This window comes from Acinetobacter portensis (genome assembly GCF_009372215.1).
Lineage (GTDB): Bacteria > Pseudomonadota > Gammaproteobacteria > Pseudomonadales > Moraxellaceae > Acinetobacter > Acinetobacter portensis.
On sequence record NZ_LWRV01000071.1, the window covers coordinates 25,572 to 47,672 of the forward strand.

The following is a 22,101-nucleotide window of genomic DNA, read 5'->3' on the forward strand; positions in this document are numbered from 1 at the left end:
TTAAGAAATAATTTTAATGCTATTAAGTAATTTAGAAACCGTTCCAGGTCATAAAATAATTCAATATTTAAATCTAGTTTCTGGTAGTACAGTTCGAGGAAAAGATATTATTACAGATACATTCGCTTCAATAAAAAATATTTTTGGTGGTGAAATCAATTCATATACCCATTTATTGGAAGAAACCCGTACAGAAGCAATACAACGCTTGATCTTAAAAGCAGAAAAACTAGGCGCAAATGCAATCGTTGGAATACGATTTTCAAGCTCCAATATCGCTGATGAGGCATCTGAGCTTTTTGTTTATGGGACTGCTGTTATTGTTGAACCAGTTAAAGAATAATTTATGAAACTTATTGATATAATCGACCTAGATAGAGAGTTAATTGTTAAGTTTTTAGTCAAATTGGGCTTGGGTTGGCTCTTTGGGAAAAAATATTCAACTAAACAGCTGACTAAATTAATCGAAATTGAAAAAAAACTATCTCATATATCTATAACAACAAGTAAATTCCAAACATCGAATCAAGCCTCTGAATTCATACATGCAAGTGTGGTCATATCCCAAAACTATTTCAATAGCGTATTAGCTCAGACAAAAGGCATATTCGGTTTAGAATCACTCCATGATTTAAATATCACTGAGCTTGCAAGGAAAGAGGCTATCGTTCGTTTAAAACAAAAAGCATTGCTTTTAAATTCTGAGGAAATCTTAGGCTTTCGTATCACAAACACATCATTAAAAGAACAAGGCGGTATAGTTGAAGTCATTGCTTATGGAACGGCAATTTTTAATAAATCCCAATAAAATGAAATACATCTAATATTGATAATCTTTTTCATAAGACTTTGGAATAACATATCTTGCTCCTTTAAATTTGAGTAAGAAATTTTGCTTTGAAGTCTTTCTATTTATTTCAAAACAATTTTTTTCATCCCCTCTCATTTCATAATGCTCTAGCCGACTACGAACATGAATATCAAAATATCCATGTGTTGTCGTTGGTCGCATAACTAAGACTGAATTTCTTTCTTCAATATCTGCATTACAACGCGTATCAGTATCCACACTATATTCATTCACAATCAGATTATCTAGAATATGTTTTTTATTATCTAAATCATATAAATTTAAGACAGTCGAATGATATGGATGAACTTGAGATCTCAGAGAATAGTTTAATCTCAATCCAACAACACGATAACTAGGCTTCACAAAATAAGAAGCAAAATCCCAAGTAATACTAGAAAGTTCAACTGCATCTGAAGGTAATCTATCTTCAATGGCATAAAAGTAATCAACTTTTCTATTTTTATGATTCACACCTAAAATATAAAGTTGATAATCTCCTATTTCTCTTTCCTCATCATATTGCTGAACTGCATAGGCTATTAACAATTGATTTTCATTTTGAGGATTAACCTTACAACTTATTAAATGACTTAGATTAAACTCTAAATCAACTTGGTTAAGCACATGGTCAATATTTTGTTCATTTTTACAATCAAATGCATAAACGAAAGATGAAATAAACAATTGTAAAAATATTGCTAAAAAATTAAATTTTTTCATTTTTATCATGCTCAAAATCGACTTCTCATCATGCTTTAGAAGTATTCCTCATTTAAAAAATATTACTTCACTTTCGTTTTACGAATCATTTTGTATAAAGTGCTTGGCGATAAGCGTGAAATCCAAGTGCCTAGAACTTCTTTTTGACCACCAATCACAATATATTCCTGACCATTCAACAATGCTTTAACTGCAATTTTGGCAAACTCATCTGCTTCTAAGCCATTAGCCGTGACTTCATTATCAAAACCTTGAGCTTTCCCCTCACCATTTAAGGCATTAATCGACACATTGGTTTTTACAAAACCCGGAAAAATAACAGAAACATCTACACCTTCATCTGCAACTTCCGCACGTAAACTATTTGCCCACATGTGAATAGCTGCTTTTGCAGCAGAATAAGATGCTCGATATTGCGTTCCTAACAAGCCTGCTACACTCGATACAAAGCTAATGCGACCTGATTTTTGTGCAAGAAATGTAGGTAATACTGTTTTGGTTAAATACACTTGAGAAAAGTAATCTAACTCCATAATGGCACGTTCAGTTTGCATGGTCGTTTCGCTAATTAATGCACGCTGACTTAAACCTGCGTTATTAATCAGCCAATCAATTTTACCTTTTTCTTTTAAAACGGTTTCGTAAGCAGAGTTCACCTGCTTTTCATTACTAATATCTGCAGCAACAGATAAATGGCGTTCAGCATTTGGTAAAGCTAAACGAACATTTTCAAGTTCTTCAAAACGTCGTGCGGTTAAAACTATATGCGCGCCTTTATTTGCACACTCAAGTGCTAAAGCTTTCCCTAAACCTGAAGATGCCCCTGTAATCCACACCACTTTATTGTCTAAATCATTTAATTTTGTCATTGCACTACATCCATACTCATTATTTTAAGCAACATTCACTCGTCACTCGTGTTTTGGTTCATCTAAAAAACTAAAAAAATGTACTAAGGTTTTTTCTGAATGAGCTAAATCGAATTGTGTTGCTAATTTCTCAATACGCTTATAACCCAACTGCGTTGTTAAGTGAATCACACCCGTTAAGGTCTTATCTACGACAAAGTTAAACTTCAACATTTTCTTTGGTTCAATAATAAGTTGATGAATCCCTTGATCGACAATTTGTGTAAAAGCCTTAAATGCAGGCTGAATATATGCACGATTGCCCTGTTTGATTTGCAATAAACAATTTTCCGCCTCTGCCAATAAATTTGGGTCAACTTTATAGGTTAAAAAGCTTTGATGTTCATGCTTATAGATGTGTTGGTCGAGATAATTCACGATTGGTTTTAATCGATCATTATTAAATAATGACACAGACCAAGGCATATATTTTTGCAAACTCTCATTAATTTGTTGCAAGGTATTTTCAGTTTCAATTTCTGTGGTCGACCTTAAACGCTCAATTTCACCAAAAACCTGCTCAACCACGCCACAAGAAATGGTCGCCAAAACTTCACCTAATTCCTTTGAAATAGATTCTGTATGACCTTCATTAAGTTGTTGATGAATCTTTTGAAATTTTCTAAAAGTTTCGGTTTCTATTCCTAGATAAACTAAATTTTGCATCAACATCATCCATTCATATTTTTGTTTTAAATAAAACAATCGCATCATTGCATTCACACCATCATAGAACGATTTTTAAATTGTTCCAATTGCATAAATTTTGCGTTTGCGAAGCTGCCTACAATGTCATTTTTTTTGCTACAATGGAGCTAATTTTTTATCCACTTTTGAACTGTTTGAACTATGACTGATTCAGCGCAAAATATTGCTACGACCTACGATCCTACCGAGATCGAGAAAAAATGGTACACGACTTGGGAAGAAAACGGCTACTTTAAGCCTTCTCAAAAAGGCGATTCATTCTCTATCATGATTCCGCCACCAAACGTCACTGGTAGCTTGCACATGGGTCACGGTTTTAACAATGCCATTATGGATGCATTGACCCGTTATAACCGTATGTCAGGCAAAAACACCTTATGGCAACCGGGTACAGACCATGCGGGTATTGCGACCCAAATGGTTGTTGAACGCCAATTGGGTGCTCAAGGCATTAGCCGTCATGACTTAGGTCGTGAAAAGTTCATTGAAAAAGTTTGGGAATGGAAAGAACAATCTGGCGGTAACATTACCCGTCAAATTCGTCGTTTAGGTTCTTCTGTAGACTGGTCACGTGAACGCTTCACGATGGATGATGGTTTATCGAATGCAGTAAAAGAAGTTTTCGTACGTTTACATAAAGAAGGTTTAATTTACCGCGGCAAACGCCTTGTAAACTGGGATCCTAAATTACAAACTGCCCTTTCAGATTTAGAAGTTGAGTCAGATAAAGAAGAACAAGGTTCTTTATGGCACTTCAAATATTTCTTTGAAGACAAATCACTTCGTACACACGATGGTAAAGATTACATCGTTGTTGCAACAACTCGTCCTGAAACATTGTTAGGTGATACAGCTGTTGCGGTTGCACCAGACGACGAACGTTATGCACATCTTGTTGGTAAGAACATTATTCTACCGATTACAGGTCGTGCTGTTGCAATTGTTAAAGATGAGTATGTTGAAAAAGAATTTGGTACAGGCTGTGTAAAAATCACCCCTGCTCATGACTTCAATGACTATGAAGTAGGTAAACGTTGCGAATTACCAATCATCAACATCTTCAATAAAAATGCTGAAGTTCTTGCTGAATTTGAATACATCGCAAAAGCAGGCGAACAAATTTCTAAAACCATTCCTGCACCTGCGGACTACATTGGTTTAGAGCGTTTTGCTGCTCGTAAGCAATTGGTTGAACAAGCTGAATCTGAAGGTTGGTTAGATCAAATTCAACCGTACACGCTTAAGCCACCTCGCGGTGACCGTTCAGGCGTAATCGTTGAGCCATTATTGACAGATCAATGGTATGTGAAAATTGCACCGCTTGCTGAGCCTGCAATTAAAGCTGTAAAAGATGGCGACATCAAATTTGTTCCTGAACAATACAGCAACATGTACATGGCTTGGATGAACAATATTCAAGATTGGTGTATTTCACGTCAATTGTGGTGGGGTCACCGTATTCCTGCATGGTACGACGTAGATGGCAACATTTATGTAGGTCGTAACGAAGCAGAAGTTCGTGCAGAAAACAACATTGCCGATGACGTTGCGTTAAAACAAGACGAAGACGTATTAGACACTTGGTTCTCATCTGGTCTATGGACATTCTCGACTTTAGATTGGACTGGTGACGCTGAAAAAGATGCACAAAACTACTTCCTGAATACTTTCCATTCTACGGATGTATTGGTTACTGGTTTCGACATCATCTTCTTCTGGGTTGCCCGCATGATTATGATGACCATGCACTTCATGAAAAATGAAGATGGTACGCCACAAGTTCCGTTTAAAACTGTGTATGTACATGGTTTGGTACGTGATGGCGAAGGTCAGAAAATGTCTAAATCTAAGGGTAACGTACTTGACCCATTAGACTTAATTGACGGTGTTGATTTAGAAACTTTGGTACAAAAACGTACTACAGGTTTAATGAACCCGAAACAAGCGGCGAAGATTGAAAAATCGACTCGTAAAGAATTCCCTGAAGGCATTCAATCTTACGGTACAGATGCAGTTCGTTTTACTTTCTGCGCGCTTGCAAACACAGGTCGTGACATTAAGTTTGATATGAAACGTGTTGAAGGCTACCGTAACTTCTGTAACAAAATTTGGAACGGTACTCGCTTCGTTCTTATGAATGTTGAAGGTCAAACTGTTGGTCAAACGGCTCGTCCTGATCTTTGGGAATTGCCTGAACAATGGATCGTGAGTCGTTTACAAAAAGCGACTGCTGCGGTTCAACAAGCATTTGCAACGTATCGTTTAGATTTAGCTGCTCAAGCCATTTATGAATTCATTTGGAATGAATACTGTGACTGGTATGTAGAACTAACTAAACCTGTTCTAAATGATGAAAATGTTTCTGAAGAGCGTAAAGCTGAAGTTCGTCGTGTGTTATTGGCTGTAATGGAAGAGTCTTTACGTTTAGCTCACCCAATTATGCCGTACTTGACTGAAGAAATTTGGCAAACGCTTGCACCAATGATTGGTCTTGGTGGCGAAACGATTATGACCGCGGCTTACCCTGTTGCAGATAACGCGCTTATTAATGATCAAGCTGAAGCAGATATGCAATGGCTTCAAGGTTTAATTGGTGCGGTTCGTAATATTCGTGGTGAAATGGGCTTAGGTAATGCACGTTTACTTCCTGTATTAATGCAGAACATTACTGATGCTGAAAAAGCTCAAATTTCACGTATTGAGCCTTTGTTTAAAGCATTGGCTAAAGTTGAAAACATTACGTTCTTAGCAGATAACGAACAACCACCTTTGTCTTCTTCAAGTGTTGTGGGTCATGCGTCTGTATTTGTTCCAATGAAGGGTTTAATTGACCCGAAAGCGGAGCTTGGTCGTTTGCAGAAAGACTTTGATAAAGTTCAAAAACAGCATGATCAAATTGCAACTAAACTAGGTAATGAAGGTTTTGTGGCGAAAGCACCTGCTGCTGTGGTTGAAGGTGAAAAAGTGAAACTTGCTGAATTTGCTGATCAGTTAGCGAAGATCAAGGCGAATATGGAGCAGATTGCAGCGCTTTAATAAGTTGATAACTCACTTAAATTCATAGTATAAAGGGCTGATTATTCAGCCCTTTATTTTTATAAATATGAAAGACTTATTAGAGCCAATATATCTTAATGAAAAAATGCTTCTCAACTGTGCTGGATATTTATTTGATGGAGTCGAAACCTCAACCAATATATCTCAGACTAATTCTGATCAAAATAATAAGAGCCTAAAAGGTACTGCTAATATCGGTACAAATGGCATTCTTGAATGGTTAGCGAAAGCTGAAGGAAATTTTGAGGGCAACTTAGATAATCAAAGCCATAATAATTATTCTAAGAGTTCAACAAAGTATTTAACCCTCGGTGCTATTCATATGAAAGTTCTAAAGGAATTATATTTAAATGAATATGTTCATGAAATTAAAGACCTTACTAAGATAGCAAGCGATACACCTTACAAGAAAATTGAGGGTGTTTTACAACCTGTAGACTTTTTCGAAATTATACAAATAATTAAGTCTTTAACACCTCACTTTGAAACCATTTTCAATCTATTTGGTAACGAAATCTTTAGTAATAAAACACTTCCTCAAAAAGGTAATAAACCAAATAATCAAGCCATAAATGCAAAAAATGGTATTCAAATTTTAACTGGTGTTATCAATGAACTAGAAAAAAATTATTTAGAATCTAATTTACTTGAAATGATGATTCTAGATGATCAAGGGAAATGTATCGGTATTGTTGATTTAGACATTAACAATCAAGACCCAAAAAGAATCAAAGCTCAACTTACTGATGGATACTTTCACATTTATGGAAAAATAACAAAAATAGTTAGCTCTGATGGTGAAATTGATTTAATTCAACGTAGTTTAATTTCTCCATTACTTCGCATTCTTGAACAAGGTTTTATAGCTTGGCAAGAACATCAAAAAGCTGTTCAATTTTTATTTGTAAAAGAAATTATTATGCAAAAATTAAATCAAGTTCTTAAATTAAAGATTCAAGGTCCTGCTGTTAGAATTCGAGCTATGTCCATCTGTATCTAATTCCCTCACCCCAACCCTCTCCCATAGGGAGATGGAGCAACCTTTATGAATTTCACTGTTGCTTGATACTCAATGGAAATTCCCTCTCCTTTTAGGAGAGGGTTAGGGAGAGGTGTTTTTTAGTTCAATACATTTCTGCCACAAATCCTCCAACACTACATCCGTCCACCCCAACACATCATGATTCCAATATCGCACAACAGTTAAATCAAAAGCCTCTAAAAACTTGGTTCGTTCAGCATCATATTCAATCGCATCATTCATTCCATGCTGACCACCATCCAACTCAATCACCAAACCAATTTCATGACAGTAAAAATCCACAATATAAGGTGCAATCACATGCTGACGACGAAATTTAAGATTCATAAAACGCTTGGCACGTAGAATTTGCCACATCAGGTGTTCAGCATCGGTAGCCGTGTGCCGCATGGATTTAGCGAATTCTAATAATGCAGGGTCTATTTTCATTTTTATTTGCCCTCTTAAAATTTATTGTCATTATACGATACACAAAGAGGTTCCCTCTCCTGAGCAAGTTTTAAAGTACTGCTTTAAAACGAAGCGCAAGTGAGGGCTAGGGAGAGGTGAAACTAGAGAAGTAAATCTAACAAATTACCCTCACCCCGACCCTCTCCCATAGGGAGAGGGAGAAAACCCTTAAAGCACCCCATGCTCCAATAACATCTCCAACCCACTCTCTTTACCCATAAAACTGAGCCGTTGCTTTTCAGCTTTTAACTGTTGCTTTACCGCAGATACATCCGCATCAATCTGCTTATAGAGTTGCTCAATATTCAGTTGCCCTTTCGACTTCTGCACTGCAATTTTGGCTTTATTTGACCAAACCAATGAATCAATCAATTCCTGAATTTGGCTTTTTAAAGCTTGGCTTTGCGCTTCTAACGCCTGTTGGTAGAACTTTACTTGCTCCGTACTTAAACCTTTATTTGAACCATTTCTACTTTGTTCTACTTCTAGCTGAAGCTTCAGTAAAAAGAATAAATCTTCCTGCTCATAAGCTTCATTGGCACGTTGCAAAAGCTCTGTTTTTTCCGCTTTCTTCGCTTCATCCTGTTCACGGTCAGGGTGAATAATCGAGGCTATTTTTAAATACACAGTTTTAAGCGACTGATTCACTAACTTTTCAGCTTTAGTTTGTTTATCTTGTTGACGTTTTAATTTGGCTTGCTCACGTGCTTGAGCATATTCATCGCTGTTCCAATCTTCAAAATCATTATCAGTTTGAAATTCGATATTTTCAGGCTCATCAAAAAACCGCTCTTCTTTGTTTTTCACTTTCTTCTTATTGTTATATTCGCTCGCCTGCTGATAATAAGCATGCATCTTTTCGACTTCATCAATTTGTATTTGATTTAATAGATGTGAGCCTTGAAGCAAACGAGCAAGGGCTTGAATTTTCTCTTCCACTTTTGCACTATCAGTCTTATTTAAATCATAAATACTTAGGCTATTCCAAAGCGTCTGCATTTGGTCAAACAATGTTGCATATAAATTTCGATATGCTGGCATTAGCGCTTTTTGACTATATGCACGAATCTCATGCTGTGCCTGTTTCCAAGCTTCAAGCAATAACTTTTGCTGCTCAATTTCATCAATCAAACCATTCAGCTTTTTATGCTGTGGAGAAACTTCAAGAACAGTTGGAAATGTGGTTTTAAGCTCAAAAGACATAATCGGCAAATATTCAAAAATACACTTCAGTTTAATGCTTTTTAACAAAATCCACAGCTAAGTACTCATACAAATCGCTACGGATAACCACAATCGGTTTAGCTATGCTACTTAAGGGAAAACAATGTTTTAACTAAAGGATGAGTCAAATGGCAACACAAGCAGATTTAATTTTTAATCAAGAATTGGCAGCGTGGGTTCAGTCATTGCCATTTTTGTCGCCATTAGTATTCCATTGTATTTAAATCGATTAGATCAAAAACAAGCTAAAACACAACAAGAGCAACAAAAACAAAAGTACTTCGTAACGCTCTTACCAAGTTTGTATCGTATGCAACGCTATAGCCAAGATTTTAATCAGCATTTTCAAATAAATTCTGTAAATACAAAGAATATTTTGCATACATTAGAAACGGAATATTTAGAACTCATTCCTGTATTTGCAAAAGAACTCCATATATTTGTACATAGCCAAATTTATGATGCAAAACTCAATCAACTCGCATTTGAACTTTTCCATTCAGAAGAAATTCTGCAACAACACCTATTACTTCCGAATGATTCAAAATTGCTGATACATCAAGATCAACTACTTAAACATAGTCAGAATATTCAAGTGATCAGTACAGATTTAATCCAGTTTATTGAAAATACCTACAACCATTAGGGTTGAGCATAATTAAAGTGGTTTTTATTAATATTTACTTCCAAATCAATTAATTATTTTTAACAATTATTATTGCATATGATATCTTTTTTATTGTATTAATAAATAAAATTAAATCACATAAAAACAAAAGAAAGGTGAAGTATGATTGCATCTAAAATAACAAGAATCATCGTATTATCATTTTGTGCATTTATAAATTTTGAAATTAATGCCGCAATTCAAACAGGACCACTAAGTAGTTTAGGAGGCCCTAATCTATCAGAAGGTTCTATTTGTATTACGGATCAACCATCACCTAGCTTAACAACAGCAACATGTATTAAACCGACAACCAATGGCCTAACAATTTCTTCACAACATTCTGTATCTAGTAGCACTATTCAAGACACAATAAATGGAAATCAAATTGCACAAATAACTTCAGAATATATTGAACTTGGTAAAGACAGTAAAGCTCTGAATAATGGCGATGTCGCACTTGGTAACAATTCCAAAACACGAGCTGTATCTTCATCCACACCTGTAACTTTAGCTGGTACTACCTATAACTATGCAGGTTCAAATCCAACCAATGCAGTCTCTGTTGGAAACTCTAACAACGAGCGTGTTATACAAAATGTTGCAGCAGGTCAAATTTCTGCAACATCAACCGATGCTATAAACGGCTCTCAACTTTATGCAGCATATAATGCAATTGAATCAATATATCAAAGACAAATGGCTGGATATGACTCAGAAATCAAACAAATTAATCAAGATATAGATCAACTAAAAGAAGGCGCATATGCAGGCATTGCTGGTGCAATGGCTATTGGTAACCTCCCTCAACCAAGTACGCCAGGAAAAAATATGATTAGTGGCGGTATGGGCACCTATAAAGGTCACTCAGCGGCTGCTTTCGGTTTTAGCTCTGTAACGGAAAATGACAAAGTAATTTGGAAAATAGGAGCGTCTTTTGACAGCAATCGAAATTCTGGTGGTGCTGCTTCAATAGGATATCAATGGTAGTAAACTTAAAATTTAGAGCTCAAACTTGGTAAAAAATATTAAATAAAGCATCTATTTCCAATACTTTTTAATCTTTTATTAATATTAAAAAACGATAACAACAGCATTAAGTAAAAAGCTATCTATCTAATTTCAGATAAAAATATTGTTTTTTGCTTCACCAAATCAGCGTCATCGTTAAAAAGATAATAGTTACAAAATGTAACCACACTACTGTAATGGTGTATTTATACACAAATTTATGTATATTTTAATAACAATCTTTGAAAAATAATTGTCACGGAAGGCATATAAATTAAGGGTTATTACCAAACAAAATGACAACTTGATCACTATTTAGCCCAGAAAAATCCTTGAAATTATTTTCCTTGAGCAAAGAGCTATAACTCGCATAAGATAAATACGGGTTACTTATTTGCAATATTAAATACATCTTTTATACAAAAAGTGTATTTAATACTCTAAAACCAAAACAGCAATAATTATAGAAACGGAGTTTATACATGAAGTTCAAACACACCACACTATCTGTTCTTTGTACAAGTGCACTCATGCTTGGTTTAAGCGCATGTAGCAACGACAAAGCTCCAGCGGCAACAGAATCAGCTGCATCAGATGCTTCTGCTACATCAGGTACATTAGAAAAAATTAAAAAATCAGGAACTATTGTTCTTGGCTACCGTGACTCATCTATTCCATTCTCATATATCGCAGACAATCCAACACAACCTGTTGGTTATGCACACGACCTACAATTAAAAGTTGTAGATGCAGTTAAAAAAGAACTGAATCTTCCTGATCTAAAAGTACGCTACAACCTTGTAACTAGCCAAAACCGTATTCCTTTGGTTTCAAATGGTACTGTTGACTTAGAATGTGGTTCTACTACAAACAATAAAGAACGCCAACAACAAGTTGATTTCTCTGTAGGTTTCTTCCAAGTAGGTTCACGTTTACTTACTGCAACAGATTCAGGTGTTAAAGATTTCGCAGATCTTAAAGGCAAAAAGTTAGTTACAACGGCTGGTACAACATCTGAACGTTATATCCGTCAACATGAAAAAGAGTTAGGCATTGGCGAAATCATTTCTGCTAAAGACCATGCTGAATCATTCTTAATGCTTCAAAGCGGTCGTGCTGCTGCATTTATGATGGATGACATCTTACTTGCTGGTGAAAAATCTAAAGCAATTAATCCTGAAAAATGGGAAATTGTAGGTACAGCACCAATTCAAGAAATTTACGGCTGTATGCTTCGTAAAGGTGATACAGGCTTCAAGAAAGTTGTTGATGGTGCAATCACTGAAACGTACAAGTCTGGTGAAATTAACGACATGTACAAAAAATGGTTCCAATCAGCTGTGCCACCAAAAAATATCAACTTAAACTTCGCAATGTCTGATCAATTAAAAGCATTAATCAGCAATCCTCATGACCGAGATGAATAAATTTTAAAACAATAAATAAAGACCTCAGGCAAAAAGGAATTTTTGCCTGACTATTTTCGGAGTCATTATGAATTATAGCTGGAACTGGGGAGTTTTATTTCAGTCCACTGGCATTGGCAACACAACATATCTCGATTGGGTTTTAACAGGGCTTGGTTGGTTATTCGTGATTGCTGTTGTTGCATGGTCAATTGCTATGGTGCTTGGTAGCATTTTAGGTATCATGCGTACTTTACCCAATAAAACTGCACGAAATATCGGAACGGCATATGTCACGATTTTTCGTAACGTACCCTTATTAATACAATTATTTATTTGGTTCTATGTTGTTCCAAATTTTTTACCAGGTCCAATTCACTCTTGGTGGGTTAGTGACCTAGGTGCAAATACAACTGCACTTATTTCTGCCAGTATTGGCTTAGGTTTGTTTACGGCTGCTCGTGTATGCGAACAAGTGCGTACAGGTATTGAAGCTTTACCTCAGGGTCAAATCAATGCTGGTTATGCCATGGGTTTCAGTACATTTCAGTTGTACCGCTATGTTATTCTCCCACAATCATTTCGTACTATTTTGCCACCACTAAGTTCTGAACTTACCAACTGCGTAAAAAACACTTCAGTTGCTTCTTTGGTTGGTGTATCTGAAATTATTTCTCAAATGAAAACCATCAGTGAATACACGCAAAATACCATCGAAATTTATACCTTTATCACCATCATTTTCGTTGTAATTAATGTTTGCCTTCTGCGCGGAATGTTAATGCTTGAAAAGCGCTTGCGTGTACCAGGTCTAATTGCAGGAGATAAATAATGGAATGGCTCACTGCATTTTTAACTGACCTTCAACTTTCAGCACCAGCTTTATGGCATGGTTTATCTATTACCCTAAAAGTTGTTGTAATCGCAACAATTGGTGGTATTGCTATTGGTACTATTCTTGCGTTAATGCGCTTGTCTTCCAATAAACTGCTAAATTTTATTGCACAAAGCTATGTCAATATTTTCCGTTCTATTCCATTACTTTTGGTCTTAATGTGGTTCTACTTCGCAGTTCCATTTTTATACACCGCAATTACTGGAAATTACTTAACCATTGATACCGCTTTGGTATCTAGTATTGTCGCATTCATGCTATTTGAAGCTGCTTACTTCTCTGAAATTGTTCGTGCAGGTATTCAATCTATCCCACGTGGACAAACAGCAGCAGCCCAAGCATTAGGTATGACTTATGGTCAATCTATGCGTCTAATTATCCTCCCTCAAGCATTTCGTAAAATGACACCTTTGCTTTTACAGCAAACCATCATTTTATTCCAAGATTCTACAATGGTTTATGCTATTGGCTTGCTTGATTTCTTCCGCACAAACTATGTCCGTGGTGACCTCATGGCACTACTTACGCAATATATTCTTTTTGCGGGCTTGGTATATTTCACTATAAGTATGATCGCAACTTATGCCGTTAAAAAATTACAAAGGAGGTTAAGTGTATGACAGATAGTAAAGTAATGATTGACCTCCAAAATGTGAGCAAGTGGTACAACAAAGACTTTCAGGTTTTAACTGATTGCACAGCACAAATCCGTCAAGGTGAAGTTGTTGTTGTTTGTGGACCATCTGGCTCAGGTAAATCAACACTCATTAAAACAGTAAATGGATTAGAACCATTTCAAGAAGGTCAAATTTGGGTAGATGGTGTTGCTATCAATGACCCTAAAACAGATCTTACTAAATTACGTAGCCGTGTAGGTATGGTGTTTCAACACTTCGAGTTATTCCCTCACCTAAGCATTACGGAAAATTTAACCATCGCTCAAGTAAAAGTACTTGGTCGTTCTGAAGAAGAAGCGAAGAAAAAAGGTTTGGCGTATTTAGACCGTGTTGGTTTAAGCGCTCATGCCAATAAGTTCCCTTCTCAACTTTCAGGTGGTCAACAACAACGTGTTGCTATTGCCCGTGCATTAAGTATGGACCCTATTGCAATGTTGTTTGACGAACCAACATCTGCATTAGACCCAGAAATGATTAATGAAGTACTTGATGTAATGGTTCAACTTGCTAAAGAAGGTATGACCATGATGTGTGTAACACATGAAATGGGCTTTGCTCGTCAAGTTGCCAACCGCGTCATTTTCATGGATCAGGGTAAAATTGTAGAAGACTGTACTAAAGACGAATTCTTTACAACAAAACGTAGTGATCGTGCTCAACAGTTCTTAGATAAAATTCTTCACTAATCGAATTTTTTCTGAAAAAGGCAGATCACTTGATCTGCCTTTTTCATATTCAGCATTTTATGCAAATGAGTAAACTGAAAAGCTTGAGACAAATTAAAGAAATTTCCATAACTCATTTAAATGTTGAATTTTATGCTCAATCCTCATTTCAGATTGATTAAACCCCTCCATAAAAATAGCATTCATACCTGCATTTTTTGCACCTTGAATATCATTAATTGGATGATCTCCAACAAATAAACAATGTTCAACTTTCACACCTAAACGTTGACTTGTTTTAATAAAAATCTCAGGATCTGGCTTACTTACTCCTACCCATTCCGAGCTGATAATTTCATCAAAAAACTGACTCAAACCTAATCCATTTAAAATATTCAATCGTGTTTGATGCCCACCATTTGAAACCACAGCAAGCTTATATCCTTTTTCTTTTAATGATGTAAGTAGTTCTCGAGCACCCGACATTTCTACGGCATGCTCACCAAATTGGTTAAACCAAAATGCTGTTAAATCATCAAGTTTCGGTTGTTCTTTCCAGTTCAGTTCATTCATTAAAGCATAAGCAACAGATGCCCCAATACTTGGATGTGTGAGCAATTCCTTTTTCGGATACCCGCCATTATCTATTCGATGAATAATTGATGTAATTCTTGCCAAATCCACATCAAGTAGAAGTTGTTCAAATGTTTTTGCTAGCGCCTGACTATAAGCAAAGATGCTCTTTTCTCGATGCGTTAAAGTATTATCTAAGTCGAATAAGACCGCTTGAATCGTCATATAAGGTGCTCGAATTTATTCGATCTTAATTTAACATTGCTGAAGATATTCCTAATTCTAGATGTTTGATATCTATATTCTTATCAATGATATTTCTTATCTTTAAGCCAATTTTAAGCCTTGTTTTGTGTAATAAGCTTTGAGGTTTCTTTCATTGGCGCTTATGAAAACTTTCCAGAAATTCTACTTTAATCAATGTCTATTTTTATTAACAAGCTTTGTACTTCTTTATCTTTATTTTCCAGTTGGTGGTCATATAGATTTAGCGCTCATTTCCCCATGGATAAACAAAACAGGTGATTTTCCCTTTAAAGATAATTGGTATCTTGCCAAGCTTAATCATAGCTACGTCAAAGATATTATTATCTATATTTACTTATTTTATTTTTTTGCTTGGCTTGCATCATTTAAATTTAAGGTCTCCCAAACCCAACGCTATGAGTATGCCTATTTTTTCTTTGTTTCAATGCTATGTACTCTTTCAATTGGCTTCATTAAATCGCACTCAAGCCAAGCTTGCCCGTGGTCTATGACCATTCCAACCTCTACTGGCTATATATGGGACTTTTCAGCACAAGATGGTCATTGCTTCCCAGGTGGACATGCATCTTCTGGTTTCGCACTCATGACTGGCTATTTTGTATATTTAAAATCCAATACTAAACGTGCTTATTTTTTCTTAATCTCAGGTTTTATTTTAGGTTTTACTATGGGATGGGCCCAAATGATGCGTGGTGCTCACTTCCTAAGTCATAACTTATGGACAGCTTGGATCACTTGGTTTATTAATGTTGTGGTCTATATAACTATTCAATTGTACAAAGCTTTAAAGCATAAATGTCAGACTCAATAATTCACATCGCCACTCTGTCAACTACAGTGAGTTTGTATATTTCTATGACCTGAAAGCACAATTTCGTTAGAATAGTATTTAATCTAAAAATATAGAGCAAAATAGTGTCAAATATTTATGCTGATTTTTTAAAGGATAATGCTTTAAAACAAACAGAATCTGTTGAATCTTACGAAGTTAATGGTCAAAAAGTTTGGTTAAAAAAAGCAGCTAAACGACATTCAACTTGGATTTATCTACCTTTACAATGGTTTTCTAAGCTACTTGGTTTGAGCATGCTTGCACCTGTACCCAACCAAGGTGGAGAAGAAGCTATTTCATGTGAAGTAAAACGCATTCTTGCTTTAAAAAAATTAGGTGTTCATGCACCCGATGTTCTTGCTTCACAAAATGATGCTTTTTTACTAAAGGATGCTTCCCCAAATGGAGAGCCTGTCATACAACTTGAGCATGCACTTTCTATTCAGCCAACAACGCTACAACGCTTAGACCTATTTCACAAAGCCATTGATGCACTTGAAGATATTCACCTCCAAAATAGCTATTTAAGTGAAGCATTTGCACGTAATATTCTAGTCGATACTGAACAGAACTTTTCATTCATCGATTTTGAAACAGATCCTGGTCAATATCTCAGTTTAGAAGATTGTCATACACGTGATTGGCTATGCTTTATTTTTTCGACTTCTCACCGTTTTGAAGAACACGAGCTTGATCAAGCAGCAGATTTACTGGCAAATGCTTTAAAATTACATCCAAAAGCATTCAATGATATTTGTCGTGTTGGACGTAAACTAACGTGGCTGTTAGCACTTAAACCAGAAAAACTCGGAAGTGATGGTAAGCGCCTTAAAAAATGTATTTATCTATTAAAAATATTGGATCAGAAGCACTAATTGAAGCAAATTTAAGTTAAAAAATCGGGAGAAATCCCGATTTTTTTATTTATTCAATAGTCATTAAATACTTATTGGAAGTTTTACAATGACTTTTAAGCCACCTAAGCTTTCACTTTTTGAGAACTCTAAAGTTCCGTGTAAGTGTTGAATCGCTTTATCTACAATAGATAAACCCAAACCACTGCCAATTTCAGCATGATTATGAATTCGGTAAAATCGCTTTCGAATATTCTCGAATTGTGAAGGATCAATACCTGCACCACTATCTTCAACAATCATAAATGCAAATTGATTATTCTGAATGACAGAAACATTGATGATCCCTTTTTCGGGGGTATATTTAATCGCATTATCGACCAAGTTAAATAATATAGAATGAACGGTAGATTCTTGGTCATATAGAATAATCGAGTGTTGCTCTTCCATCCCTAAGTCTATTTCTTTTTGCATTGCAAATTGCATTAACTGTTCTATGCAATTCACGGCAACCTGAGCAAGGTTAAACTCTTGTTTTTCTTCCAAATGATGCACAGATGCATCTTGTTTGGCTAAACTCAACAACTGACTGACTAAGTGCTGAACGCGAGTTAAACCTTTGCTTAAATTTTTAATGGACGGATCTTCTGGAAACTGCTGCAAAAGAATTTTAGTCTGTAAGTTTAAAGCAGTAATAGGTGTTCTTAACTCATGTGCAGCATCTGCAACAAACTGTTTCTGCTCTTGCTGTGACAGCAAAATTCGGTCAAAAAGATGGTTCATTTCACGAATGGTTGGGGTGATTTCCTCAGGATATTGATTGGCTTGAATTGGAGTTAACTCATGTGCCCCACGCTTAATCAGCTCATCTTTAAAATCATCAAGTGGTTTTAAATTCCTACGAATTAACCAAATTAATCCCCACAAGGCAAAAGGTAAAAAAAGCACATACGGAATAAACATATTCAAAGCCAGCTCGAAAGCCAAACCTTTTCGAACCGAATTTTGTTGACTGACCTGAATTTGATATTTTTCCGATGGTAAAATATATGTATGCCACTCATCATGAGCAGTATTGTGTGTATAGAAACCTGCTTTTTTTACTGGACCCACCAATAAATTTGCTTCATCTTTCAAGTGGTCTCGTTGAGCGTACTCCCAGACATCAACAAACAAATCTTCTTCATGGTAATGTTCATGTGAATTGAAATCACTTCTTGTTGGCTTTGGCTGATGTTCAGACACTCTTTCTGCTAAATTTTGCATTTGAGCATCCAAAATTTCATCAATTTCTTCAAGTGCAATTCGATAGGCTGAAAAAATTAATAAGCACCCTAAAACAACACTAAAAACTGAAACATAAATAATAAGGCGCTTTTTTAAAGAATAATGAGCCTGCATTTATTTATCCTGAAATTGCCCTAAACGATAACCTAAACCACGTATGGTTCGAATGAAGTCTTTACCTAATTTATTACGTAAATGATGAACGTATACCTCTATCGTATTACTGTTAATTTCACTGTCAAAGTCATATAACTTATCTTCTAAATTACTTTTAGAAAAAATTTTATTTGGATGGCTAACTAAGGGCAATAATATCGCCCATTCTCGATTTGAAAGCTCAATATACTCCCCTTTGAATTTTACAAGATGTTGCTCAACATCTAAAACCAATTCACCACAGCTGAGAATAGAGCTCTTTTCTGATGTTGAAACCACACCAGAACGTCGTAATAAGGCATAAATTCGTGCAAGTAGCTCATCAAACTCATAAGGTTTAATCAAGTAATCATCGGCACCTTCATTTAAACCATCTACTCGATTTTTAAGTTGATCTCTTGCGGAAATAATCAATACGGGTAAATTTCCATGATGTTGACGAATTTGCTTTAAAACTTGCATACCATCCATCATAGGCAAACCTAAATCGAGCAAGACAATATCAAACAGCTCTTGTTGCAGTTTTTTTAGACCGTCTATGCCATTATTCACCCACTCGACTTCATATTGATTATATTTCAATAAAGTCATGGTTGATTCTGCAATCATGAAATCATCTTCGATAATGAGAATTTTACTCATAATTTATGCTCTAGGTTTTCCATCACACAGATTCAACATATCAACTTTTGAATCGATTACTTTTGTTTTAATGCCCAATAATGACAACATTGAAGGGAATAAATTATCTTGACTTAATTGTTGATTTTTTTGTTGATTTAAACAAGCAATTTCCTGTGAATTTGACTGTTTCCATTCAGGTGAAAACCACATTAACATTGGAATATGGGTTTGTTGACTTGGTGCAATGGCATAAGGTGCACCATGTAAATACAAGCCTTTTTCACCCGTAGATTCTCCATGATCAGACAAATACCAAAAACCTGTCTCAAACTTTTTATTCTCTTTTAAGGTATTGATGAGTTCACTTAAAATATAATCTGTATACAAAATAGTATTGTCATATGAATGAATTAAAGCTTCTTGGCTACACCCTTGAATTGCATTCGTGTCACAACTTGGTTTGAAATGTTTAAGTTCATCCGTCGTGCGTTTGAAATATGCAGGCCCGTGACTTCCCATTTGATGCAATACAATTAAACGAGGAGTTTCATCTGATTCAGGAATATTTGATAAAAACTGCTTTAGACTATCGACTAAAATCCCATCTAAACATTCACCTGAACTATCACACCATTTTTCCCTTAATTCTTTTGGAATTTCATATTGTTCAACCCGATCACACGTACCTTTACATCCAGAATTATTATCAATCCAAGTAACTTTATATCCTGCACGTTGCGCAATATCGAGCATACCTTCTCGATGACTTGCTAACTGCTCATCGTATGATGTTCGCGGCATACCAGAAAACATACAAGGTACTGAAACGGCTGTTGCCGTACCACAAGAACTGACTTGGCTAAAATTAATGATATCTTGTCGAGATAGTTGAGGATTGGTATTTTTTGCATACCCATTAAGAGAAAAACTTTCAGCACGTGCTGTTTCACCTACCACCAAAACCATAAGTTTAGGCACTTTCTTTTCACTGAATTTTTTAATGAGCTGTGCATCTTCACCATAAGTCACCAAAGGTAAATCTTTCTTCGGCGCTTTTTTATGAAAATATGATATGGTCGATGCAATGGAATTTTGTGGTGAGATCATCCCTTTCAAATCACGATTTTCACGAAAAATTGAAGCAAAATCGATATAGAAACTAAATAATAAACCACCAATAATCGCCAATGATGCCACGCTATAAATGACTTTTTTAAGCATCATTCGAATTATAGATTCATCTTTTATTCGAACAAAAAATATCACCATAATGGGTAAAATAATAATGAAAAACACCCAATTTAAAAGATGCAATGACAATAAATCATTTGCTTCTCGAAGATCGGTTTGCATCATATTTTGCACTTGATCTGATGTAATCACTACGCCTAAGCTATTCACAAAGTAAGAACTAAAACCACCTATGATAATCAATGAAATGGCCGTGACTTTTGCAGTCCACTTCCATCCAAGAATTTGCAAAAGTAAGTTATAAGCTGCAATTACAATAAAAACTGTGGCAGCTAAAAACAATCCTGCTTTAAAGCCACTATACGGCGTAAGTTCTTTTATTTTTTCATAAAAACCAATATTTAAGATAATACTTAGCCATAACGCCACCCATACATTAAATGTACTTAAACTCATGGGCTTAATTTGATTTTTTAAATTTTTAAATTTTGCTTTTAAATTTTGCATAACAGTTAGATCACGGGTTAAACCCAATGCCTTACATTAATATTTAAAGCTTAAAAAACACTTAAATTACATATTCGTTTTATCGCAATATAGTAAATTTACTTATTTTTTAAACATAAACTATTATTAGAATGATTGATTTTTATAAAAATGCTGATAACTGAATGATCTTTTAATTATGAGATTTATCTAGTTTTAACCATTTTATAATTGGAATAATTGCAAACACTGCAATAATGCATATTAAACATAAATATGACTTATAGCCAAATACATCACCAAAAAAACCACTAAAACTATATAAGAGGCCACTCACCGTAGCCATAATTGCAACCTGAAAAGTAAAATCTGTTCCTGCATATTCTTTGCGGCTATATTGCATCACCAAGGTTAATATCACCACTAAAAGCATCGAAGACACCATATCTTCTACAGCATTTACGAGATAAATAATCCACGATGAAATGTGTGCTTTTGCTTCATACTGGTCAGCCAACCATGCATACGCAGCTAAGCTTAAAATTTTTAAAACTGAAAAAACTAGTAATGCTTTTGCACGAGATATAAATTTTAAGCTTAATCCCGCTAAACCCGCACCTAACAAGGCTGCACATGCGCCAAGCATAGTGACATATATACCTATTTGCGAAAAACTTAACCCCATATCAACCATTAAAGGTTTGAGTAATGGACCCGATAATCCATCTGCAATTTTAAACGTGATTAGCACCATCAACCACGCAAAGAGTAATGGTGTATTTGTGAAATATGCGAGATAAGCTTTAATACCGCCCCAATCAAATTGAATTTTTTTATTTTGATTGAGCTTGCTTGTATGCAAAGGTTCTTTTGTGAATAAAATGGGAAGTGTATTCAAAGCGACCAATCCTGCTAGTACTAGAAAAGTCATTTGCCAATTGAACCAATCTAAAGCCCACAGAATTGCTCCCCCACCCACAATAAAACCTAAGCGAGAACCTACCACTTGAAAGGTATTTCCCCAATGCTGTTGTTCATTTTTTAAGATATTTACAGCTAATCCATCGGTTGCGACATCTTGCGTTGCACCAATTAAATTCATACTCAGTAAAACAGCAAAGAACATGAATAAGTAAGCAGGTTGATTTAAAGATTCTATTGGGATAAACGAAAGTGTGATCAACACAAAAATAGTAAGTAACTGTGTTGGAATAATCCAAGATCTGTAATGACCTAATTTTTGATATCCAAATTTATCGACTAAGGGTGCCCAAAATATTTTGATTGACCATGGCAACATCAGCAGTCCAAAACCACCAATATGTGCAAGTGAAACACCTTGCGCTCTTAAAATAACGGGCAAAGCATGTGTCATAAAACCGACTGGTAAACCTTGCGCCCAATATAATGAAAACAAAATAAGATAGACATTACGTAAATTAGACATAAACTTCCTAAGCAGGTGATATTTTTATACTTATATGACATGCATTATTCTGCCAATGATCGATGGCATATTAAAGCTTAATATTAGACTTCCTTCATAAA

General features: G+C 35.4%; 22 protein-coding genes. 12 read left to right on the forward strand and 10 right to left on the reverse strand.

Annotation, left to right across the window (positions count from 1 at the left end; translation table 11 throughout):
- The first annotated feature begins 16 nt into the window (after positions 1-16).
- Entirely contained in the window at positions 17-343 is a 327-nt protein-coding gene (locus A6M14_RS07905; protein ID WP_152874426.1) for a YbjQ family protein, read from the forward strand.
- Positions 344-346: 3 nt separating this feature from the next.
- A complete protein-coding gene (locus A6M14_RS07910) occupies positions 347-808 on the forward strand; it encodes a YbjQ family protein (RefSeq protein WP_152874427.1) in 462 nt (153 codons plus the stop codon).
- Between the two features lie 12 nt (positions 809-820).
- On the opposite strand, the gene A6M14_RS07915 is transcribed toward A6M14_RS07910, so the two are convergent.
- The 3 genes from A6M14_RS07915 to A6M14_RS07925 form a co-directional block, all read right to left on the reverse strand.
- Complete coding sequence (locus tag A6M14_RS07915; protein ID WP_152874428.1) at positions 821-1,573, reverse strand: PA3715 family protein; 753 nt, start codon at positions 1,571-1,573, stop codon at positions 821-823.
- Between the two features lie 62 nt (positions 1,574-1,635).
- Positions 1,636-2,442, reverse strand: coding sequence for an SDR family NAD(P)-dependent oxidoreductase (locus A6M14_RS07920; RefSeq protein WP_152874429.1), 807 nt, complete (start codon positions 2,440-2,442; stop codon positions 1,636-1,638).
- Between the two features lie 42 nt (positions 2,443-2,484).
- Positions 2,485-3,147: a hypothetical protein gene (locus A6M14_RS07925; protein WP_152874430.1), complete on the reverse strand. Its 663-nt coding sequence runs from the start codon at positions 3,145-3,147 to the stop codon at positions 2,485-2,487.
- 183 nt (positions 3,148-3,330) lie between these two features.
- On the opposite strand from A6M14_RS07925, the gene A6M14_RS07930 reads away from it, so the two are divergent.
- Both A6M14_RS07930 and A6M14_RS07935 read left to right on the forward strand, forming a co-directional pair.
- Complete coding sequence (locus A6M14_RS07930) at positions 3,331-6,225, forward strand: valine--tRNA ligase (protein WP_152874431.1); 2,895 nt, start codon at positions 3,331-3,333, stop codon at positions 6,223-6,225.
- A gap of 67 nt (positions 6,226-6,292) precedes the next feature.
- The gene (locus A6M14_RS07935) at positions 6,293-7,246 is read left to right on the forward strand and encodes a DUF6414 family protein (RefSeq protein WP_152874432.1); all 954 of its coding nucleotides are present in this window, start codon (positions 6,293-6,295) and stop codon (positions 7,244-7,246) included.
- 102 nt (positions 7,247-7,348) lie between these two features.
- On the opposite strand, the gene A6M14_RS07940 is transcribed toward A6M14_RS07935, so the two are convergent.
- Positions 7,349-7,717: an endonuclease domain-containing protein gene (locus tag A6M14_RS07940; RefSeq protein ID WP_152874433.1), complete on the reverse strand. Its 369-nt coding sequence runs from the start codon at positions 7,715-7,717 to the stop codon at positions 7,349-7,351.
- Between the two features lie 189 nt (positions 7,718-7,906).
- Positions 7,907-8,941 (reverse strand): molecular chaperone DnaJ, encoded by a 1,035-nt coding sequence (locus tag A6M14_RS07945; protein ID WP_152874434.1) that lies wholly within the window; start codon positions 8,939-8,941, stop codon positions 7,907-7,909.
- Between the two features lie 193 nt (positions 8,942-9,134).
- Between A6M14_RS07945 and A6M14_RS07950 the strand changes: the two genes are divergently transcribed.
- The 6 genes from A6M14_RS07950 to A6M14_RS07975 all read left to right on the forward strand — a co-directional run bounded on the left by A6M14_RS07950 (position 9,135) and on the right by A6M14_RS07975 (position 14,304).
- On the forward strand, positions 9,135-9,608 hold the full coding sequence (locus A6M14_RS07950) for a hypothetical protein (protein WP_241678054.1): 474 nt from the start codon (positions 9,135-9,137) through the stop codon (positions 9,606-9,608).
- 144 nt (positions 9,609-9,752) lie between these two features.
- Positions 9,753-10,619, forward strand: a complete 867-nt coding sequence (locus A6M14_RS07955; RefSeq protein WP_152874435.1) for a YadA family autotransporter adhesin — start codon at positions 9,753-9,755, stop codon at positions 10,617-10,619.
- Positions 10,620-11,122: 503 nt separating this feature from the next.
- Positions 11,123-12,067 (forward strand): transporter substrate-binding domain-containing protein, encoded by a 945-nt coding sequence (locus A6M14_RS07960; protein WP_152874436.1) that lies wholly within the window; start codon positions 11,123-11,125, stop codon positions 12,065-12,067.
- A gap of 67 nt (positions 12,068-12,134) precedes the next feature.
- Positions 12,135-12,878 carry an amino acid ABC transporter permease gene (locus A6M14_RS07965; protein WP_152874437.1) on the forward strand — a complete coding sequence of 248 codons (744 nt, stop codon included), beginning with the start codon at positions 12,135-12,137 and terminating at the stop codon, positions 12,876-12,878.
- Positions 12,878-13,561 (forward strand): ABC transporter permease subunit, encoded by a 684-nt coding sequence (locus A6M14_RS07970; protein ID WP_152874438.1) that lies wholly within the window; start codon positions 12,878-12,880, stop codon positions 13,559-13,561. The genes A6M14_RS07965 and A6M14_RS07970 overlap by 1 nt, the downstream gene beginning before the upstream one ends.
- 14 nt (positions 13,562-13,575) lie before the next feature.
- Entirely contained in the window at positions 13,576-14,304 is a 729-nt protein-coding gene (locus A6M14_RS07975; protein WP_171500260.1) for an amino acid ABC transporter ATP-binding protein, read from the forward strand.
- 93 nt (positions 14,305-14,397) lie between these two features.
- On the opposite strand, the gene A6M14_RS07980 is transcribed toward A6M14_RS07975, so the two are convergent.
- Entirely contained in the window at positions 14,398-15,081 is a 684-nt protein-coding gene (locus tag A6M14_RS07980; RefSeq protein WP_152874440.1) for an HAD family hydrolase, read from the reverse strand.
- 163 nt (positions 15,082-15,244) lie between these two features.
- On the opposite strand from A6M14_RS07980, the gene A6M14_RS07985 reads away from it, so the two are divergent.
- Positions 15,245-15,934: a phosphatase PAP2 family protein gene (locus A6M14_RS07985; RefSeq protein ID WP_152874451.1), complete on the forward strand. Its 690-nt coding sequence runs from the start codon at positions 15,245-15,247 to the stop codon at positions 15,932-15,934.
- A 104-nt stretch (positions 15,935-16,038) separates the two neighbouring features.
- Complete coding sequence (locus A6M14_RS07990; RefSeq protein WP_228720303.1) at positions 16,039-16,830, forward strand: serine/threonine protein kinase; 792 nt, start codon at positions 16,039-16,041, stop codon at positions 16,828-16,830.
- Positions 16,831-16,893: 63 nt separating this feature from the next.
- Here A6M14_RS07990 and A6M14_RS07995 read toward each other — a convergent pair whose 3' ends face one another.
- From A6M14_RS07995 to A6M14_RS08010, 4 genes are all read right to left on the reverse strand, one after another.
- A complete protein-coding gene (locus A6M14_RS07995; protein ID WP_152874441.1) occupies positions 16,894-18,210 on the reverse strand; it encodes an ATP-binding protein in 1,317 nt (438 codons plus the stop codon).
- Positions 18,211-18,894: a response regulator transcription factor gene (locus A6M14_RS08000; protein WP_152874442.1), complete on the reverse strand. Its 684-nt coding sequence runs from the start codon at positions 18,892-18,894 to the stop codon at positions 18,211-18,213.
- A 3-nt stretch (positions 18,895-18,897) separates the two neighbouring features.
- Positions 18,898-20,574, reverse strand: a complete 1,677-nt coding sequence (locus tag A6M14_RS08005; RefSeq protein ID WP_152874443.1) for a phosphoethanolamine transferase — start codon at positions 20,572-20,574, stop codon at positions 18,898-18,900.
- Between the two features lie 172 nt (positions 20,575-20,746).
- Complete coding sequence (locus A6M14_RS08010; RefSeq protein WP_152874444.1) at positions 20,747-22,000, reverse strand: MFS transporter; 1,254 nt, start codon at positions 21,998-22,000, stop codon at positions 20,747-20,749.
- Positions 22,001-22,101 lie beyond the last annotated feature (101 nt).

What these genes read in the sequence shown, in the direction of transcription:
- A6M14_RS07905 (WP_152874426.1), top strand. Translation starts at nt 17, where the DNA reads ATGCTATTAAGTAATTTAGAAACCGTTCCAGGTCATAAAATAATTCAA.
- A6M14_RS07910 (WP_152874427.1), top strand. Translation starts at nt 347, where the DNA reads ATGAAACTTATTGATATAATCGACCTAGATAGAGAGTTAATTGTTAAG.
- A6M14_RS07915 (WP_152874428.1), bottom strand. Translation starts at nt 1,573, where the DNA reads ATGAAAAAATTTAATTTTTTAGCAATATTTTTACAATTGTTTATTTCA.
- A6M14_RS07920 (WP_152874429.1), bottom strand. Translation starts at nt 2,442, where the DNA reads ATGACAAAATTAAATGATTTAGACAATAAAGTGGTGTGGATTACAGGG.
- A6M14_RS07925 (WP_152874430.1), bottom strand. Translation starts at nt 3,147, where the DNA reads ATGCAAAATTTAGTTTATCTAGGAATAGAAACCGAAACTTTTAGAAAA.
- A6M14_RS07930 (WP_152874431.1), top strand. Translation starts at nt 3,331, where the DNA reads ATGACTGATTCAGCGCAAAATATTGCTACGACCTACGATCCTACCGAG.
- A6M14_RS07935 (WP_152874432.1), top strand. Translation starts at nt 6,293, where the DNA reads ATGAAAGACTTATTAGAGCCAATATATCTTAATGAAAAAATGCTTCTC.
- A6M14_RS07940 (WP_152874433.1), bottom strand. Translation starts at nt 7,717, where the DNA reads ATGAAAATAGACCCTGCATTATTAGAATTCGCTAAATCCATGCGGCAC.
- A6M14_RS07945 (WP_152874434.1), bottom strand. Translation starts at nt 8,941, where the DNA reads ATGTCTTTTGAGCTTAAAACCACATTTCCAACTGTTCTTGAAGTTTCT.
- A6M14_RS07955 (WP_152874435.1), top strand. Translation starts at nt 9,753, where the DNA reads ATGATTGCATCTAAAATAACAAGAATCATCGTATTATCATTTTGTGCA.
- A6M14_RS07960 (WP_152874436.1), top strand. Translation starts at nt 11,123, where the DNA reads ATGAAGTTCAAACACACCACACTATCTGTTCTTTGTACAAGTGCACTC.
- A6M14_RS07965 (WP_152874437.1), top strand. Translation starts at nt 12,135, where the DNA reads ATGAATTATAGCTGGAACTGGGGAGTTTTATTTCAGTCCACTGGCATT.
- A6M14_RS07970 (WP_152874438.1), top strand. Translation starts at nt 12,878, where the DNA reads ATGGAATGGCTCACTGCATTTTTAACTGACCTTCAACTTTCAGCACCA.
- A6M14_RS07975 (WP_171500260.1), top strand. Translation starts at nt 13,576, where the DNA reads ATGATTGACCTCCAAAATGTGAGCAAGTGGTACAACAAAGACTTTCAG.
- A6M14_RS07980 (WP_152874440.1), bottom strand. Translation starts at nt 15,081, where the DNA reads ATGACGATTCAAGCGGTCTTATTCGACTTAGATAATACTTTAACGCAT.
- A6M14_RS07985 (WP_152874451.1), top strand. Translation starts at nt 15,245, where the DNA reads ATGAAAACTTTCCAGAAATTCTACTTTAATCAATGTCTATTTTTATTA.
- A6M14_RS07995 (WP_152874441.1), bottom strand. Translation starts at nt 18,210, where the DNA reads ATGCAGGCTCATTATTCTTTAAAAAAGCGCCTTATTATTTATGTTTCA.
- A6M14_RS08000 (WP_152874442.1), bottom strand. Translation starts at nt 18,894, where the DNA reads ATGAGTAAAATTCTCATTATCGAAGATGATTTCATGATTGCAGAATCA.
- A6M14_RS08005 (WP_152874443.1), bottom strand. Translation starts at nt 20,574, where the DNA reads ATGCAAAATTTAAAAGCAAAATTTAAAAATTTAAAAAATCAAATTAAG.
- A6M14_RS08010 (WP_152874444.1), bottom strand. Translation starts at nt 22,000, where the DNA reads ATGTCTAATTTACGTAATGTCTATCTTATTTTGTTTTCATTATATTGG.